Source organism: Streptomyces fumanus (assembly GCF_014655295.1).
Taxonomy (GTDB): Bacteria; Actinomycetota; Actinomycetes; order Streptomycetales; family Streptomycetaceae; genus Streptomyces; species Streptomyces fumanus.
In genome coordinates this window covers 43,146-59,045 of sequence record NZ_BNBI01000023.1, presented here as the reverse complement: position 1 = coordinate 59,045, position 15,900 = coordinate 43,146, and the positions used below count along the sequence as shown (strand labels likewise).

15 protein-coding genes are annotated in these 15,900 nt (G+C 74.7%); 9 read left to right on the top strand and 6 right to left on the bottom strand.

The window, feature by feature from the left end:
* Positions 1-39 precede the first annotated feature (39 nt).
* Positions 40-219 carry a hypothetical protein gene (locus IE316_RS35790; RefSeq protein ID WP_229910674.1) on the top strand — a complete coding sequence of 60 codons (180 nt, stop codon included), beginning with the start codon at positions 40-42 and terminating at the stop codon, positions 217-219.
* A 756-nt stretch (positions 220-975) separates the two neighbouring features.
* Here IE316_RS35790 and IE316_RS34050 read toward each other — a convergent pair.
* The gene (locus tag IE316_RS34050) at positions 976-1,959 is read right to left on the bottom strand and encodes an Acg family FMN-binding oxidoreductase (RefSeq protein ID WP_190208435.1); all 984 of its coding nucleotides are present in this window, start codon (positions 1,957-1,959) and stop codon (positions 976-978) included.
* 270 nt (positions 1,960-2,229) lie between these two features.
* Between IE316_RS34050 and IE316_RS34045 the strand changes: the two genes are divergently transcribed.
* The 4 genes from IE316_RS34045 to IE316_RS34030 all read left to right on the top strand — a co-directional run bounded on the left by IE316_RS34045 (position 2,230) and on the right by IE316_RS34030 (position 5,834).
* Positions 2,230-2,859, top strand: coding sequence for a DoxX family membrane protein (locus tag IE316_RS34045; RefSeq protein WP_190208455.1), 630 nt, complete (start codon positions 2,230-2,232; stop codon positions 2,857-2,859).
* Positions 2,860-3,005: 146 nt separating this feature from the next.
* Entirely contained in the window at positions 3,006-3,911 is a 906-nt protein-coding gene (locus IE316_RS34040) for a universal stress protein (RefSeq protein WP_190208434.1), read from the top strand.
* 31 nt (positions 3,912-3,942) lie between these two features.
* On the top strand, positions 3,943-4,965 hold the full coding sequence (locus tag IE316_RS34035; RefSeq protein WP_190208433.1) for a zinc-dependent alcohol dehydrogenase: 1,023 nt from the start codon (positions 3,943-3,945) through the stop codon (positions 4,963-4,965).
* 5 nt (positions 4,966-4,970) lie between these two features.
* Positions 4,971-5,834, top strand: coding sequence for a universal stress protein (locus IE316_RS34030; RefSeq protein WP_190208432.1), 864 nt, complete (start codon positions 4,971-4,973; stop codon positions 5,832-5,834).
* Positions 5,835-6,057: 223 nt separating this feature from the next.
* On the opposite strand, the gene IE316_RS34025 is transcribed toward IE316_RS34030, so the two are convergent.
* Positions 6,058-6,840, bottom strand: coding sequence for an alpha/beta hydrolase (locus IE316_RS34025; protein WP_190208431.1), 783 nt, complete (start codon positions 6,838-6,840; stop codon positions 6,058-6,060).
* A 172-nt stretch (positions 6,841-7,012) separates the two neighbouring features.
* The gene (locus IE316_RS34020) at positions 7,013-7,330 is read right to left on the bottom strand and encodes a hypothetical protein (RefSeq protein ID WP_190208430.1); all 318 of its coding nucleotides are present in this window, start codon (positions 7,328-7,330) and stop codon (positions 7,013-7,015) included.
* A gap of 165 nt (positions 7,331-7,495) precedes the next feature.
* Here IE316_RS34020 and IE316_RS34015 point away from each other — a divergent pair, with 165 nt between their 5' ends.
* Positions 7,496-7,936: a pyridoxamine 5'-phosphate oxidase family protein gene (locus IE316_RS34015; protein ID WP_190208429.1), complete on the top strand. Its 441-nt coding sequence runs from the start codon at positions 7,496-7,498 to the stop codon at positions 7,934-7,936.
* A gap of 121 nt (positions 7,937-8,057) precedes the next feature.
* Here the strand turns inward: IE316_RS34015 and IE316_RS34010 are convergent, their stop codons facing one another.
* The 3 genes from IE316_RS34010 to IE316_RS34000 all read right to left on the bottom strand — a co-directional run bounded on the left by IE316_RS34010 (position 8,058) and on the right by IE316_RS34000 (position 10,313).
* Positions 8,058-8,723, bottom strand: coding sequence for a CBS domain-containing protein (locus IE316_RS34010; protein WP_190208428.1), 666 nt, complete (start codon positions 8,721-8,723; stop codon positions 8,058-8,060).
* Positions 8,724-8,746: 23 nt separating this feature from the next.
* Positions 8,747-9,211 carry a Crp/Fnr family transcriptional regulator gene (locus IE316_RS34005; RefSeq protein WP_190208427.1) on the bottom strand — a complete coding sequence of 155 codons (465 nt, stop codon included), beginning with the start codon at positions 9,209-9,211 and terminating at the stop codon, positions 8,747-8,749.
* A 352-nt stretch (positions 9,212-9,563) separates the two neighbouring features.
* Positions 9,564-10,313, bottom strand: coding sequence for a universal stress protein (locus IE316_RS34000; protein ID WP_190208426.1), 750 nt, complete (start codon positions 10,311-10,313; stop codon positions 9,564-9,566).
* Between the two features lie 306 nt (positions 10,314-10,619).
* On the opposite strand from IE316_RS34000, the gene IE316_RS33995 reads away from it, so the two are divergent.
* The 3 genes from IE316_RS33995 to IE316_RS33985 all read left to right on the top strand — a co-directional run bounded on the left by IE316_RS33995 (position 10,620) and on the right by IE316_RS33985 (position 15,530).
* Complete coding sequence (locus tag IE316_RS33995; protein ID WP_190208425.1) at positions 10,620-11,522, top strand: universal stress protein; 903 nt, start codon at positions 10,620-10,622, stop codon at positions 11,520-11,522.
* A 1,121-nt stretch (positions 11,523-12,643) separates the two neighbouring features.
* The gene (gene gap / locus IE316_RS33990) at positions 12,644-13,669 is read left to right on the top strand and encodes a type I glyceraldehyde-3-phosphate dehydrogenase (RefSeq protein WP_190208424.1); all 1,026 of its coding nucleotides are present in this window, start codon (positions 12,644-12,646) and stop codon (positions 13,667-13,669) included.
* A 118-nt stretch (positions 13,670-13,787) separates the two neighbouring features.
* Complete coding sequence (locus IE316_RS33985; protein WP_190208423.1) at positions 13,788-15,530, top strand: sensor histidine kinase; 1,743 nt, start codon at positions 13,788-13,790, stop codon at positions 15,528-15,530.
* Positions 15,531-15,900 lie beyond the last annotated feature (370 nt).

Below are 15,900 nucleotides of genomic sequence, written 5' to 3'. Positions count from 1 at the left end.
GGCGGGGGGCGGCTCGCTCGCCGGGCGCGCCCCGCGCCCGTGGGCGAGTCACCCGGCAGCGAGACGCCATGCCCTGGACTCCTCCCGTGCCTGCACGACGGCCCGGCACCCTGGCTCTCGCTGACGGCCGAGGAGGCCCGGCACCTGGCCGGCCTGCTGCTCTACCAGGCGGCCGCGGTGGAGCCCGTCCCGGAGGCACCGGCCGGCCGGGCCGCGTGACGCCCGTCGGCGGCGACGCCTTCGGGGTCCGGGCACGCGGTCACGTCCTCACCGCCGACCAGCCCCGTAGCGACGGCGGCAAGGACACGGCCCCCACTCCCGTGGAGCTGTTCGCCGCGTCCGTCGCTTCCTGCGCCGCGCGCTAGGCGGGCCGGTACCTGGAACGACACGGCCTCGGCCGGGACGGCCTGACCGTCCGGGCGGAGTTCCGCATGGCCGACGACCGTCCCGCGCGGGTCGCCGCCCTGTCGGTGACCGTAGACGCCCCGTCCCTGCCCGCAGAGCGGCTGACCGCCTTGCGTGCGGTGGTCTCGCACTGCACGGTGGGCAACGCACTGGCCCGGCCTCCCGAGGTCCAGGTGCGCGCCCGGCGCGCGTCCGCAGGGTGCCGACCTGTAGGGCGCGAAGGAACACGGACGCGCCGACGCGATCTGACCGGCACCCGCCGGACGCGCGCCGCAGGGCCCCGGCCGAGCGCTGCGCCGACGCGCTGCCGAGCTCCCCGGGCGCCAGCCGAGTACTGGGCGCGTTGTCCCCGGGCGCCCGTCGGAGCGCCGGACGCCTGCCGAGCGCAGAGCACCCCTGGAGCACCGGACGCGCTGCCGGGCCCCGGAGGCGCCGCCGGGCGCCGGGCGTCGGACGCCGGCCGGGGCGCCGGTCGAGCGCCGGGCATCCGTGGGGCCCTGGCCGGTTCCGTGCCGGCCGGGGCCCGACGGGCTCCGCCTGGTCCTGGCCGACGGACCGGGCGGCGCGGGCTCACCCGTGGCCCTCCACGACCTCCTCGACCGGGCGGCGCGGTGACGCGGGCCCTTCGGGGCCGTACCCGAGCCGGATCACCATCTGCGCGTGCTCACGCCGGCCGTCGACCGAGCGGCCGTGGAGGCGTCCGCGCAGATCGGGCCACTCCATGGCCTGGTGCAGGAGGGACGCCCGTACCCCGCGTCGGGTGGCCAGCAGCAACACGCGTTCCAGGGCCTGCCCGGCCCGCAGCCAGTCCGCCCGCCGGTCGTGCGCCGTGGACAGCAGCGCGAGGGTCGGGTGCGGTTCGAAGGTTCCGGCGGGCAGCACGTCCGGGTGCCGGTGGGCACCGAAGTCCCGCATCGGCATCCGGTCCCGTGCGTCCTGCTGCCCCAGGGCCGCCGGTGGAAGTCCCAGCGACGGGGGACGCGGACCGCTCACCAGACGGCGGCTCTCGGCGGCGCGGTCGGCGTCCGCCCGGTTGCGGCTCTCCGCCTCCCACGTGGCACGCAGCAGCCGATCGGTTCCCTTCGGCCCCGGGAAGCGAAGGACCGCGCCCTCCATGTGGGCCGCCTCGGTCAGCTCCGCGAGCAGGTCCGCGGGCAGCGGGCGCCCGGAGAAGGGGAAACGACTGCTGTGCCTGCGCCACACGGCCTCGAACAGACCGTCCGCCGGTGCGCCGCGCGTCGTGTCGGCGAGGCGGACCTGGGCGAGCAGCGCGGGCCGGTCCGGGCAGGGCAGCAGGCGGGTCACCGGCTGCCAGCCGAAATGGGCCGCCGCGACCCGCAGGTTGAGGACGGCGCAGCCCACGGAGAGGTGCACGGCGCGTCCCACCGGATCGGTGTGGCGCAGTATCCGGTCCGCGGCGGCGTCGATCCGCACGGTGCGGGTGCCCGGATCGAGGCCGAACCGCCAGGGCTGCGTGTTGTGCAGGGACGGCGCGGCCGCGGCTGCCGCCACCAGTCGTTCCAGGACCGGGGCATCGAGTGACGTGGCGCTCATCGGGACTCCTTCCCGCCTCTGCCCGGGACCGGCAGAGCTGGTGGATGGCCCTTCCCAGCCTCGGCCCGCGCCCGCGCGGCCGCGAGGGGCTGTTCGGGCCCGGCGCGGCCCCGTTCGGCCCTCCCGTTCCGGCGGTGGCCGAACGTCCCTGCCCGATGGGGCTGTTGAGCCGCGCAGTGCGGACCATCGGCACCGGGCAGGGACCGGCGCCGGCCGGAAGAGTGAGTGGTGTCAGGCACCGACCGGACCTTTCCCGGAGGGATCATCATCATGGCCGTGCATCAGCCCACTCATCGCAGTGGAGGGTTTCACCTGCCGTCCTTGCGCAGGCATCACGCGGCTTCCGGGCCTGAGCCGGCCGTGTCGGCGGGGGCCGGGGCGCTCACCGCGCGGGCGTATGTCCTGGCCTCTGCCCGGGTGCTGATGGGGTTCGTCTTCCTGTGGGCGTTCCTGGACAAGACGTTCGGTTTCGGTTACGCGACGCAGTCCGGCAAGGGCTGGGTCGACGGGGGCTCGCCCACCGAGGGGTTCCTGGGGAACGTGGCGGTGGGTCCGATGGAGTCGACGTTCCATTCGTGGGCGGGAGACGCCTGGGCGGACTGGCTGTTCATGCTGGGTCTGCTGGGGATCGGGCTGGCCCTGACCGCTGGGGTGGCGCTGCGACTGGCGGCTGCGGCGGGGACGGTGATGATGGCGTTGATGTGGGTCGCGGAGTGGCCGCCGGCCAAGCATCTGTCGGACGGGTCGGCGAGCATGTCGACGAACCCGTTCGCCGACTACCACCTCGTCTACGCCGTGGTGCTGATCGCGCTGGCCGTGATGTCGGCCGGTGACGCGCTGGGTCTCGGCCGCCTGTGGGCCCGCCTGCCCCTCGTCCGCGACCACGGGTGGCTGCGCTGAACAGGGCTGGTGGGGTCGGTCGGCGGACCCCGCCAGCCCGCCCGACGGGGTCCGTCGGTCCCTCCCCGGGACCAACGGCCCCTGTCCGGCCGCGAGGGCCGGAAGAGACGCTGGAAGCGCAACGAACGCCACAGGAGGTGGGCTTGATGCCCGACACGATCATCGTAGGACTGGACGGCTCCACCGAGAGCCGGGCGGCTGCCGAGTGGGCCGCCCGCGAAGCGGTGCTGCGGGACCTGCCGATGGTGCTGCTGCACGTGTGGCAGCCGGTGCCGGAACCGATGGCGCAGGCCCCGCTCCTCGGCCCGGAGACCCACGCGCACTGGACCGAGCGGATCCCCCGGGAGGCCGCGGAAGGACTGCGGCTGCGCCACCCCGGACTCCGCGTCACCACCGAGCAGCGGTCCGGCGCCCCGGCCGACGTGCTCGTGGAAGCCGCCCGCGACGCCGGTCTGCTGGTGCTCGGCTCCCGCGCCCTGGGCGGACTCGGCGGCTTCCTCGTCGGCTCCGTCGGACAGTCGGTGATCGCCCGCACCGAGACCCCCGTCGTCTTGGTGCGAGCGGGCGAACAGGCCGCCGACGAACACCTCAAGGACCCCGCCGGCATCCCTTCCACCGCCACCGGCTTCCGCCCCGTGGTCCTCGGACTGGACACCGACAGCCCCGACGGGACCGTGCTCGCCTTCGCCTTCGAGGAGGCGCGGCGCCGCGAGGCCCCGCTGACCGTCCTGCGCGGCTGGAACCTGCCGCCGTACTACGTCTACAGCCTGGCCGCCGGCGTCGACCCCCGCGAGGACATCACCCGCGAGCAGACGGCGGCGCTGACCGAGACGCTGCTGCCCTGGCGGGAGAAGTACCCGGACGTCGAGGTCAAGGAGGTTTCCCGGCTCGGCAGCCCCGCGGGCCACCTCGTCGACGCGTCCCACGACGCCTCGCTCGTCGTCATCGGCCGGCGGGTGCGCCGCAGTCCGTTCGGCGTGCACATCGGTTCCGTCGCCCACGCGGTCATGCACCACGCCACCGCCCCCGTCGCCGTCGTCGCGCACGACTGACGACGACCGGCCCGCAGGAAGAGAGAACATCATGAAGGCAGCCGTCGTCCGGGAGTTCGGCGCTCCGCTGGTCATCGAGGACCGCCCCGATCCCGAGCCCGGCCCTGGCCAGATCCGCGTACGCGTCGAGGCGTCCGGGCTGTGCCACACCGACATCCACGCCGCGCACGGCGACTGGCCGGTCAAGCCCACCCCGCCGTTCGTTCCCGGCCACGAGGGCGTCGGCCTCGTCGAGAAGCTCGGCGACGGCGTCACCCACCTCACCGTCGGACAGCGCGTCGCCGTGCCGTGGCTCGGCCAGGCGTGCGGGCGGTGCGAGCACTGCCTGTCCGGCTGGGAGACCCTCTGCGAGAGCCAGGTCAACACCGGCTACGGCTGCGACGGCGGCTACGCCGAGAAGATGCTCGCCGCCGCCGACTTCGCCCAGTTGGTGCCCGAGGGCGTCAGCGCCCTCGACGCCGCTCCGCTGACCTGCGCGGGCGTCACCACGTACAAGGCCCTCAAGGTCGCGGACGTGCGGCCCGCCCAGTTCGTCGCCGTCTCGGGCGTCGGAGGGCTCGGGCACCTGGCCGTGCAGTACGCGAAGATCGCCGGCGCCACCGTCGCGGCCATCGACGTCACCGACGACAAGCTGGAACTCGCCCGGGAACTCGGCGCGGACCTGCTCATCGACGCCCGCACCCAGGATGTCGGCGCCGAGCTGAAGCGCCACGGCGGCGCCCATGCGGCCCTCGCCCTCGCGGTGAACCCGGCCGCCTTCGCGGCCGTCAACTCCGGCCTGCGGCGCGGCGGAAAGCTCGTCATGGTGGCCTTGCCGGCGCACGGCACCCTCCAGGTCCCGATCTTCGACACCGTCCTCAACGGGACCTCTGTGATCGGTTCGATCGTCGGCACCCGGCAGGACCTCGCCGAGGTCTTCCAACTGCACGCCGCGGGCCGCACGCGGGTCATCCGGGAGACCCGCCCGCTCGCCGCCGTCAACGAGGCCGTCGACGAGGTGCTGCGCGGTCACGTCAAGGCCCGCATCGTGTTCGACCTCGGCGCGGGAGGCTGAGAACGGTGTACCTGCCCCTGGTCGTCGGCGTCGACGGCTCCGAAGCGAGCCTGCGGGCCGTCGACTGGGCGGCCGACGAGGCCGCCCTGCACGGAGTTCCCCTCCGGATCGTCCACGCCTACCTCTGGGAACGCTACGAGGGCACCGCCCTCGCCCGGGAACTCGGCGAGCCGTCCGAGCGCGTGACCCCCGCGGACATCCTCACCGCCGCGGCCCGCCACGCCCGCCACCACCACACGGACCTCTCCGTCACCACCGAAGCGGTGGCCGAGGAACCGGAGTACGTCCTGCTGCGCGAGGCCCGCAACGCCTCGATGGTGATCGTCGGCACCTGCGGGCGCGGCGAACTCACCGGCCTGCTGCTCGGCTCGGTCAGCCTGACCGTGGCCACCGAGGCGGACTGCCCGGTCGTCGTGATCAGCGGCCGGCACGACCACCGCGCTGCCGGAGGCCGGCACGGCCGGATCGTCGTCGGCGCGGCCGACACGCCGACGACGGCGGTCCGCTTCGCCTACGAGGAGGCGCTGCGGCGCGGGGCCGCCCTGGACGCGGTACGGGCGTGGCGGTGCCCCACCCACGACACGGTCGACCACCCGCTGCTCACGGGCACGCCCGAGCGCCTGTACGAGGAACGGGCGGTCAAGCACCTGGAGGCCGCGCTCGCCGACGCCCCGGCCGGCGTGGACCTGCGCCGGCACACGGCCGAGGGCTCCGCCCGCCGGGTACTGCTTGCCGCCTCGCACGAGGCGGACCTCCTGATCGTCGGCCGGCGCCGCCCCGGTCAGTTCGGGCACCGTCTCGGACGGGTCGGTCACACGGTTCTGCACCACGCCGCCTGCCCGGTCGCGGTCGTGCCCGACACGGTGTGACCGTGCGCCCGCCCGCCGCCGGACGGCGCGGAGCGGGTGACCGGACCTCCGTGCACCGGCGCGGCGGCCCGGGTGCCGTGAAGACGACGTGCCGTGCCCACCGGTGTTCACCGGCGGCGGGGTGGTTCCGCAGGGCGTGCGCGTTCCCCGGGCCGGACCGCGCACCGGAGCCCGGTAGGCCGGTGTCCCCGGTGACCGGCGGGCTCGGCCACCGGGGACACGGTCACGTCCATGTCCGAGGAGCCGGTGGCGCGGGAGCCGTGGTGCCGCCGCCCAGGTGACCGGTGAGCCAGCCGGTCGCCAGTGCGAGGACGCGGCACGCGGCGTCGCCCGAGAAGACCGGGTCCGCTGCGTCGGGTATCTCGACCACGCGGTGCGGACAGCGCAGCCAGTCGGCGGCCAGCCGGTTGCGGCCGAGCAGCCGGGTGCCGCGACCACCGGTGACGAGCAGGACAGGAACCGGAACCCGGTCCAGCGAGGACGGGCGTGCCAGTTCCGGCCGTCCGCTGAGGCAGACCACGGCACGGACGGTGTCGTGACCGGCCGCCGCCTCCAGCGCGGCGGCCGCCCGCGTGCCCGTGGCGGCGCAGCCCACGGGGAGTCCCGTCTCCCCGTGCAGCCAGTCGCAGGCCGCGCCCAGGCGGCGGGCCAGCAGGACGATGTCGAAGGCGTTGTGGCCGACGGCCGACTCCGCCGGGTGCAGCAGCTCCAGCACCAGCGTCCCCAGGCCCGCGCGGCGCAGTGCGGCGGACATCTCCCGCCGATGCCGGCCGCTGCCCGTGGTCAGCACGGCCATGGCCCGGGCGCCGACGGGCACCTCCAGCGCTCCCGCCAGACGCAGCGCCCCGGCGGGCACCTCTACGGCGTACCCCCGCGACGGGAGGCGGGGAGCCGGCCCGGCGGTCGCCAGGGGGCCGGCGGGCGGGGCGGGACGCCGGCCCACCAGATGGCCGCCGGGCTCCGCCTGCGGAGTGAGCCGGTCGCCGGTCATGTTCCTCGCGCGCATACGACGCCACCTCCTACGGGCTACGGCGGCGCCGTGACGGCTCCGCCACGCTGATACCAGTGCAACGCGGTACGGCCGGTCCGTACAGGGACGACCGGCCCCCGGAAAGGAGCCGGTCGGGTGGTTCTCACCGGGGGCGCGCGGAGACGAGGCCACCTCCCGTCGCGAACCGTCAGCCCGCCCGCTGGCTCCAGCGCGGGCCGACCAGCCGCCACTGCTCGTCCCACTGCGCCAGGCGCCGCCGGTCCAGGCGCCGGCGGGCGAGGGAGGCCGTGCCGAAGGCGGCACCGGAGACGACGAGAGCGGCGCCGAGGCCGAAGAGCGCGGACTCAACGGCGGCGTCGACCCGCCCGGTCGGCGTGGAAACGAGCCGGTCCCGGCCGTCCAGCCACACCGTGACACGCTCACCGCGCCGCACCTCGGTGCTCACCAGCGTCCGCCCCGTGCACGTACGCTCCTGCTCCGAACCCGGCAGCCGGGACGCGGTCATGTCATGGGCCGAGCAGGGACGTCGAGGGACCGACCGGACCTGGCTCTCCGGCCGGGTCAGGGACGTTCGGCGGCGGGCCGGGGACGGCCGGCCCTCGCCGCCGGCCGCCGGCCGCGGGAAGGATGGGAGGCCGCACCGGACGACACACGGGAAGACGACCGGCTGATGTACCGCAATGACGGTTTCCGCGAACTGGACCGGCAGGAGAGCCTGCGCCGACTGGCCCGGGCGGCGGTGGGCCGCATCGTGCACACGCGCGACGCCCTGCCCGCCGTGCTGCCGGTCAACTTCCTCCTGGCCGAGGACGGTGCCGTGCTGCTGCGCACCTCCGCCTCCTCCGAGCTGGTCCGTGCCGTCGACGGCGCCGTGGTGGCCTTCGAGGCCGACGAGGTCGACGTGGCGGCCCAGTCGGGCTGGAGCGTGGTCGTCACCGGTCCCGCCTCGGTGGTGACCGACCCGGACGAGCACGCGCACTTGGTCCGCACCGGACCCCGGTCGTGGGTTCCCTGGCCCGTGGAGGTCTTCATCCGCATCGAGGCCGACCTGGTCACCGGCCGGGAACTGGTCGGCGGGCGCACCCTGTACGGCGTGGAGCTGCCGCCCTGAGCCGCCGGCACCGCGTCCGCGGGGGCATCGGTGTCTTCCGTCCGCCGTCGGGCCGACGGGCTCATGCGTGACCGGGCCGGCACCCGCCCCTCCCCGCGTACTCGGGTGCCGGCCCGGTCGGTCAGGCGGACCGGCCCACCGCGTCGCCGCCCGTGGGATCGAAGTCGACGTCGACGACGCCCTCGACCGCGCGGACGAGACGGGCGACGACGGGCACCAGCGACGGGTCCCGCAGTCGGCCGGTCAGAGTCACCCTGCCGTCCGAGACGGTCACCCGGACCGACGAGGGGGAGGCCGGGAGCAGAGGGACGACGATGTCCCGGCGGATCTCCTCGGCGAGTTCCTCGTCGGAGCGCAAAAAGACCTTGAGCAGGTCCGCGCGGCTGATCACGCCTTCGAGCATGCCTCCGTCGCTGACCACGGGCAGACGCTTGACCCGCCGCAGCGCCATGACGCGAGCCGCCTCCGCCAGCGTGGCGCCGGCCTGGATGGTGACGGCAGGCGTGCTCATCAGCTCGCCCGCGGTCAGGGCGCCCGCCTTGGCCAGGTCCGGCAGCCGCCGCAACTGCGTGAGCCGGTCGGGGTCACTGTCGCGGAACTCCTCCTTCGGCAGCAGGTCCGCCTCCGAGACGACGCCGACGACGCGCCCTTCGCCCTCCAGCACGGGCAGGGCGCTGACCTTCCACTGCCGCATCAGTCTGACGATCTCCTTGAACGACGCGCCGCGGCCCACCGCCACGACGGTGTGCGTCATGACGTCGCTCACGGTGTGCGGACTGCGTGACATGAGAATCCTCCTGTGCGCACCGGTCACACCCGGTGCCCGCTGCCGTAAGGGGCGTAGAGATCGAGCAGCCGGGTGCGGGTCGCGTGCAGCCGTTGGGCCGTCACCGAGCCGACCCAGAAGCTGATCGACCGGCCGAACTCCGGGTCCTCGGCGCACATCGCCCGTATGGTGTCCGCGTCGAACTCCCAGGCCCGCACCGGACTCAGCGCCTCGGCGCCCAGATGCCACCGGTACGGGGGGAAGTGCCAGGACCAGCCGAGGAGTTCGCCGTGGCTCACCGAATCGATCACGGCGGCCCGGCGGCCGGGAACCCGGGCGTCGAGCGTGACGGTGCCGCTGCGGATCACCCAGAACCGGTCGGCCCGCCGGCGCTCCTCGAACAACCGGGCACCCGCCTCGAAGGAGACTTCGCGCGCTTCGCTCATGAGGCGCTCGCGGTGATCGGCCGGCAGGGCCGTGGTCAGGGTGATGGCCATGGTCGTGGTCATTGTTCCGGTCCTCTCCTGTCCTGGGCCTCCTCGGCCGGTGACGTTCCGTCGGACCGCGCCGCGACGAACGCGCGCCGCGCCCGGAGCCCGTCCGGACCCGATGTCCACGACGCCGCCCGGTACCGCGCGCCGTCGGGCTCCTGTCATCAGCGTCCCGCGCGGCCGGGTACCGGGACACGGGCCGCAGGGCCCCGTTGCAGGGTCGTCCGGCCCCACCTGGGCCCGCGCGGGACGCGGTCCTCCACCGGCAGGCGAGCGAGGCACGGCACCACGCGCTCGACGGTCCGCCGACCGCCGTGCCTTCCAGGGCACCACCGGTACCCCGCCGCACCGGACCCGACGGGACCGCCTGTCATCCGCTCTCCCGACCGTGCCGGCCGGACGGCGCGGACCGCGGACCCGGACGTCCGGCGAGAGGAGACGGGACGACGGCGACGGGACGCCGGGCCTGCCGGGCCAGCAGCCGCGCGGGCGCTCCGGACCCCTGGCCGGGGTGCCGCCCCAGGACCACCAGCTCGCTGTCATGGCAGGCGGCGACCAGGGAGCGGGCCGGCGGAAGCAGACGCACGTCTTCCAGTACCCGGACGTCCGGGTACCTGGCGCGCCACGGCCGCAGCGTGTCGGACAGCATCTGCACCTCCTGGTCCTCCCAGGCGGCGCGGCTGTCCTCCGGTACGCCGAAGAGCGAAGCGGCGGCACGCGGCGGCAGTGCCCAGGCGTGGACGGCGCGCAACCGCAGCCGCCGCGTCCGGGCGGCGGCGAAGGCGAAGCCGACCGCCTCGTCCGCCGGCCTCCGGGCGTCCAGGCCGAGCGTCACGTCGCGGGAGCGGCGCACCAGCGCCTCGACGTGCAGGCCGGCCGGGACGAACACCACCGGACAGGCGGTCGCGTCGACGAGCGCCCGGTCGGCCGCGGCCGGGGCGCGTCCGGCCTCCCCGGCGTCCAGGACGATCAGCGCGGCGTCCCGCACCGGTTCCGGTCCCGCGGCCGGGACCAGACGGAGCGGACGCCCGGCCAGACGGGCCTCGTGCGCCGCCCAGTCGGCCACGGCGCGGCCGGGAGCGGACGGGCCGACCCAGACGACGACCAAGGGTTCGTTCATGACGATCCACCTCCGTGAGCAGAGCCGTACTGGTCCGCGCGCCCCGCCTCGTCCCGCTGTCCGTTCGAAGATGGCAGCGGAGCGCGGGAGACGGCACCGGCCGACGAGACGGCGCCGGTGGGCCGACCGGCCCCGATGAGGCGGGTCCCGGGCGGGAGCGAGCGGAGGTCCGGCCCGGCACCGGGCGGTGGCGCAGGCCCAAAGGGCCCGACGACCGCCGACAGGGACCCTCGGCCCCTTTCCGGGGCTCGGCGGCGGCGAGACGCTGACAGCGCGGAGAACACCCGCTTCAGGGAGGTGAACGTCATGCTCGCACCCGTTGTCGCCGGAGTCGACGGTTGCGCCGAGAGCCTCGCGGCGGCCGAGTGGGCGGCGCGAGAGGCGGTACGCCGCGGCCGGGAGCTGCGGCTGGTGCACGCCTGGAACCGGTACCCCCGGGCGAGGGCCGGAGCAGCCGCGGACGCGGTCCGGCGCCATACGGGAAGGAACGTTCTGCGCCGGGCGGAACAGCGGGTCCGAGCGGCCTGTCCCGAAGTACGCCTGCATGACGAACAGGTCGCGGGACCGGCGACGACGGCCCTGCTGGCGGCTGCCGGCACCGCCGAGCTGCTGGTGCTGGGCTCCCGGGGGCTGAGCGGTTTCACCGGGTTCCTGGTGGGGTCGGTGGCCTTGGGCGTGGTCGCCAGGGCCACCTGCCCGGTCGTGCTCGTGCGGGCGGGCGAGCAGGCGGCGGACGAACATCTTCCGTCGGCCGACGGCGGCGCCTCCGTGCGGACCGCGTACCGGGACGTGGTGGTCGGCGTCGACGTCGAGTACCCGTGCGACGAACTCCTCGAGTTCGCCTTCGCCGAGGCCCGCAGCCGCCACGCACGGCTCAAGGCCCTCCACGCCTGGCGGGCCACCGGCCCGCTCACCCTCGGACCGGGCGAGATCGGTCTGCTGGACGAGCCGAGGCAGGCGGGGGAGTGGCAGGACCTGCTGGCCGACGTGCTGCGGGTGTGGCGCGACAAGTATCCGGACGTCGAGGTCCTGGAACGGGTGGTGCCGGCCCGGCCCGCAAGTGCCCTGGTGCGGGCGGCCAGCGGGGCCGGACTCGTGGTCGTCGGCCGTCGTGTCACCGAGGACGCGTCGATCAGGCGCACCGGTCCGGTCGCCCACGCGGTGATCCATCACGCCGGCTGCCCGGTCGCGGTCGTTCCCCACTACTGAGGAAGGAGCACGGGCAACGGGAGGTCACGGTGCCGGAGTCGGACCGGACGCCGATCGACGTCCGGCTCGCCGAACGGACCGTGAGCGCCCCCCGCCCGGGGGAACATGCCGGCTGATGCTGCCGTGACGCACGCCGCCGGGCCGCTCGGACCCGCGACACGGCCGGACGGACCCGCTCGGCCCCACCGTCCGCGCGGGCCGCGGTGCTTTCCTGGCATCAGTGGAAAGGACCTGAGAAGGACGTGGAGAAGCGGACGGGTGCCGCGCACCGCGCAACCAGGACCCGCGGGAAGCGGGTGGTCCCTTCCGCTCCCCGTTCCGGTAACACGAGGGCCGGTGCCACGCGCCGAGAGCGTGGTACCGGCCCCGGACCCGCTTCGGTGCGACGGGCCGGCTGCCGGGCGCGCGGACCGGTCGTCGACGGCGACTCGTCGGCCGGCTCGCTACGGCCGGCCCGGCGCCGGGTCAGTCGCCGGGCCGGATGTCGGAGATGAGCCGTGTGGCCAGGTCCGACTGGACCGTCAGGCGGGTGCGGTGCACACGGTTGCCCGAAGCCCGCCAGGTGAGCGTCACACGGGTCCGGCACTTGCCCATTGCGCTGTCGGTGTAGGCGACCTCCCAGGCCGCCGGCACTCCGCGGAAGCGGAGCACACGTCCGGACGACGGCCGGCCTCCCAGCGGGCCAGCCTCTCCCGGAGCTCGGCGGTCAGGTAATGGACGCGCAGGGCGTCGGTGAGCCGGCCGTGGCCCGAGTCGTGCAGCCCGTCGATGTAGCCGCCGTAGAAGTCGGCGACCCGGTCGACGGCGGACGTCGGGCTACCCTTCCGGACCGGAACGGTGTCCTCGTACCTGCCGGCCGCCCGGTCGGTGCGCGCGGCCCCCCCCGGCGGACGTGCTCGGGTCCGGCAGCACACCCGCCGTCGCGGCGGGCCGGCCGTCCTCGTCAGGGCAGCTCCGTCGCCGTCGCCGTCCGAGCGCGCGGCGGCGGGCCGTACCGGGCCGAAGGTCCCGCGGACCGCCCCCGCACGGCCCCTGTCCGGGCGGGAACCCGGCCGCGAGGCTGGGAGCGATCCCGGGACGACCCCGGGCGTCGTACCTTGCCTCAGGGGAGGACGGAAGACATGACTGTGCGTGTGGGCATCAACGGCTTCGGCCGCATCGGCCGCAACTACCTGCGCTGTGTCCTGGAACGGACCGCCGGCACCGGCACCCCGCTGGAGGTGGTGGCGGTCAACGACATCACCTCCCCGGCGACGCTGGCGCACCTGCTGACCTACGACTCGACGTACGGGCGGCTGCACCGCGCCGTCGAGCACGACGACACCTCCATCACCGTGGACGGCCACCGGATGAGGGTGACCGCCGAGCGTGATCCGGCCGCGCTGGCCTGGGGCGACCTCGGGGTGGACGTGGTGATCGAGTCGACCGGCCGCTTCCGCACCCGCGAGCGGGCCGGCCTGCACCTGGCGGCCGGCGCGCGCAAGGTCCTGCTGTCCGTGCCGGGCAAGGACGTCGACGCCACGATCGTCATGGGCGTCAACGAGGGCACCTACGACCCCGAACAGCACCACGTAATCTCCAACGCGTCCTGCACCACCAACTGCGTGGCCCCCATGGTGAAGGTCCTCGACGACCACTTCGGCGTCGTCAGGGGCCTGATGACCACCATCCACGGCTACACCAACGACCAGGTGGTCCTGGACGGCCCCCACAAGGACCTGCGCCGCGGCCGTTCGGCGGCGGTGAACATCATTCCCACCACCACGGGTGCCGCCCGTGCCGTGGGTCTGGTCCTGCCGGAGCTGGCGGGCACGCTGGACGGCAGCGCGGTGCGCGTCCCCGTCGAGGACGGCTCGCTGACCGACCTGACCGTGGTCCTCGAACGCGCGGTGAGCGAGGAGGAGGTCAACGCCGCCTACCGGGAGGCCGCCGAGGGAGTGCTGAAGGACGTGCTGCGGGTGTCGGACGCCCCGATCGTCTCGCGTGACGTGGTCGGCGACCCGGCGTCCTGCGTCCTGGATGCCCCCCTCACCCAGACCCACGGTGACCTCGTCAAGGTCTTCGGCTGGTACGACAACGAGTGGGGCTACACCAACCGCCTGCTCGACCTCACCTCCTACGTGGCGGCCCGGCTGCCCCGGAACTGACCATTTCGCCCGGCCCCCGCCGGGAGCGACCCCGTACCATCAGCCCGTTCGAGCGGATACCGTTGCAGGGCAAGCGGCATGACTGCCGGCAGTGCGGTGGGGCGTTGGAGGGTCAGCCGTGGGAGGTGCCGAGGAAGCCGGCGCGGCTCGGGTACGGCTGCCGCAGTTGCGGCTGGACGAGCTGCTGGAGGAGCTCCAGGCCCGGCTGGACGCGGCGCGGGGGACCCGGGACCGGGTGCACAGCCTGCTCGAAGCGGTGCTGTCGGTCGGCCGGGAGCTCGACCTGGAACAGGCGCTGCGCAGCATCGTGGAGGCCGCGGCGGCACTGGTCGACGCCGAGTACGCCGCGCTCGGCGTGATCGGGCCCGACGGCAAGCGGCTGTCCGCCTTCCACACCGTCGGCGTCGACGCCGAGCAGATCGCGCGGATCGGCCCCTACCCGGAGGGCCACGGCATCCTGGGCGAGCTGATCCGCCACCCCGAGCCGCTGCGCCTGCCCAAGCTCTCCGACCACCCGGCCTCGTACGGCTTCCCGGCCCATCACCCCCCGATGAACACCTTCCTCGGTGTCCCCATCCGGGTGCGCGACCATATCTTCGGCAACCTGTACCTGACGGAGAAGCGCGGCGGCCAGCAGTTCGACGAGGACGACGAATCGGTGCTGGCCACGCTGGCCGTGGCGGCCGGCGTGGCGATCGACAACGCCCGCCTCTACGAGGAGTCCCGGCTGCGCGAACGCTGGCTCCAGGTGAACGCCGAAATCACCCACACCCTGATGTCCGGTGCCGACCAGACCGGTGTGCTGCGGCTGATCGCCGAACGGGCCCGGGAGATCACCGCCGCCGCCCTGGCCGTGGTGGCCATGCCCGTCGCGGACACCCGGACGCTGGTGGTGGAGCTGGCGATCGGGCGGGAGGCCGAGGTGCTGAGCGGGGCGGTGCTGCCCGTGGAGGGCAGCCTCGTCGGCGAGGCATTCGTGCGGCGTGCGCCGGTGAGCAGTCCGGACGTCTCCCACGATCCGCGGATCTCGGGCGGGCCACCGCGGTTCGGGGGCCTGGGGCCGGCGGTGGCCGTTCCGATCGGCGCGGGTGACGACGTCCGGGGAGTGGTGCTGCTGGTCCGGGAGGCGGGCCGGTCCGAACTCACCGAGAAGGAGATCGCGCCGCTGCAGGTGTTCGCGGCCCAGGCAGCGGTCGCCATGGAACTGGCCGAACGCCGCCAGGACGCCGAGCAGATCGCCCTGCTGGAGGACCGCGACCGCATCGCCCGGGACCTGCACGACCTGGCCATCCAGCGGCTGTTCGCCACCGGCATGACACTGCAGAGCGCCGGCCGCTTCATCCAGCACGAGGGAGCCGCCGAGCGGGTGCAGCGCGCGGTGGGCGACCTCGACGAGACCATCAAAATCATCCGGTCGACGATCTTCGGGCTGCGGACCCGGGACGACGAGACGGCGTCCGGCCTGCGCGCCCGCGCCGTAAGGGCGGTCGGCGAGGCCGCACCGGTCCTGGGCTTCGCTCCCGGCGTCCGGATGGAGGGACTGCTCGACACGCACGTGCCGAAGGAGACCGCCGATCACGTCATGGCGGTCCTGACCGAGTCCCTCACCAACGTCGCCCGGCACGCCCGGGCGGACCGTGCCGACGTGATCCTGGAGACCGACGGCAAGAAGCTGCGCCTGACGGTCACGGACAACGGCGTCGGCATCCCGCCCGGAGGCCGCCGCAGCGGACTCGACAACATGGCGGCACGAGCCCACAAGCTCGGCGGCGACATGCAGACGACCACTGCGGAGAGCGGCGGAACGCGATTGGTGTGGCAGGTACCGGTGGGAGGGGAGCCGGACACCGCAGCGCGATGACCGTCCCTGGCTGCCGGGCCGCGGCCCGTCCACGTCGGCGGCCGCCGTGGCGTGTCGACCGGGCTACGGAGTCGTCCTCGGCCGGCGGCTGCGTGAACCGGGACCTTCGGCCCGGAGCCCGGTTCGTCGGGCCCGGGGACGACTCCGGCATAGAGGCGGTCGGAGGAAGGCGACCGAACGGACCACGGCAGTCCTCTTGATCCCCTCGCCCCGTACAGGGCGGGCCCCGCCCCGCGTCGGAGCCGCGGCGTACGTCTCCGGCCGGCGGCGAACCGCACGTGTGCGCCCTGTTGATGGCCCGGACCGGGTGACTGCGCGGGCCCTCGCGACCGGGGCCGCCGACGGCGTTCCGACGGACGGAATACCGCAC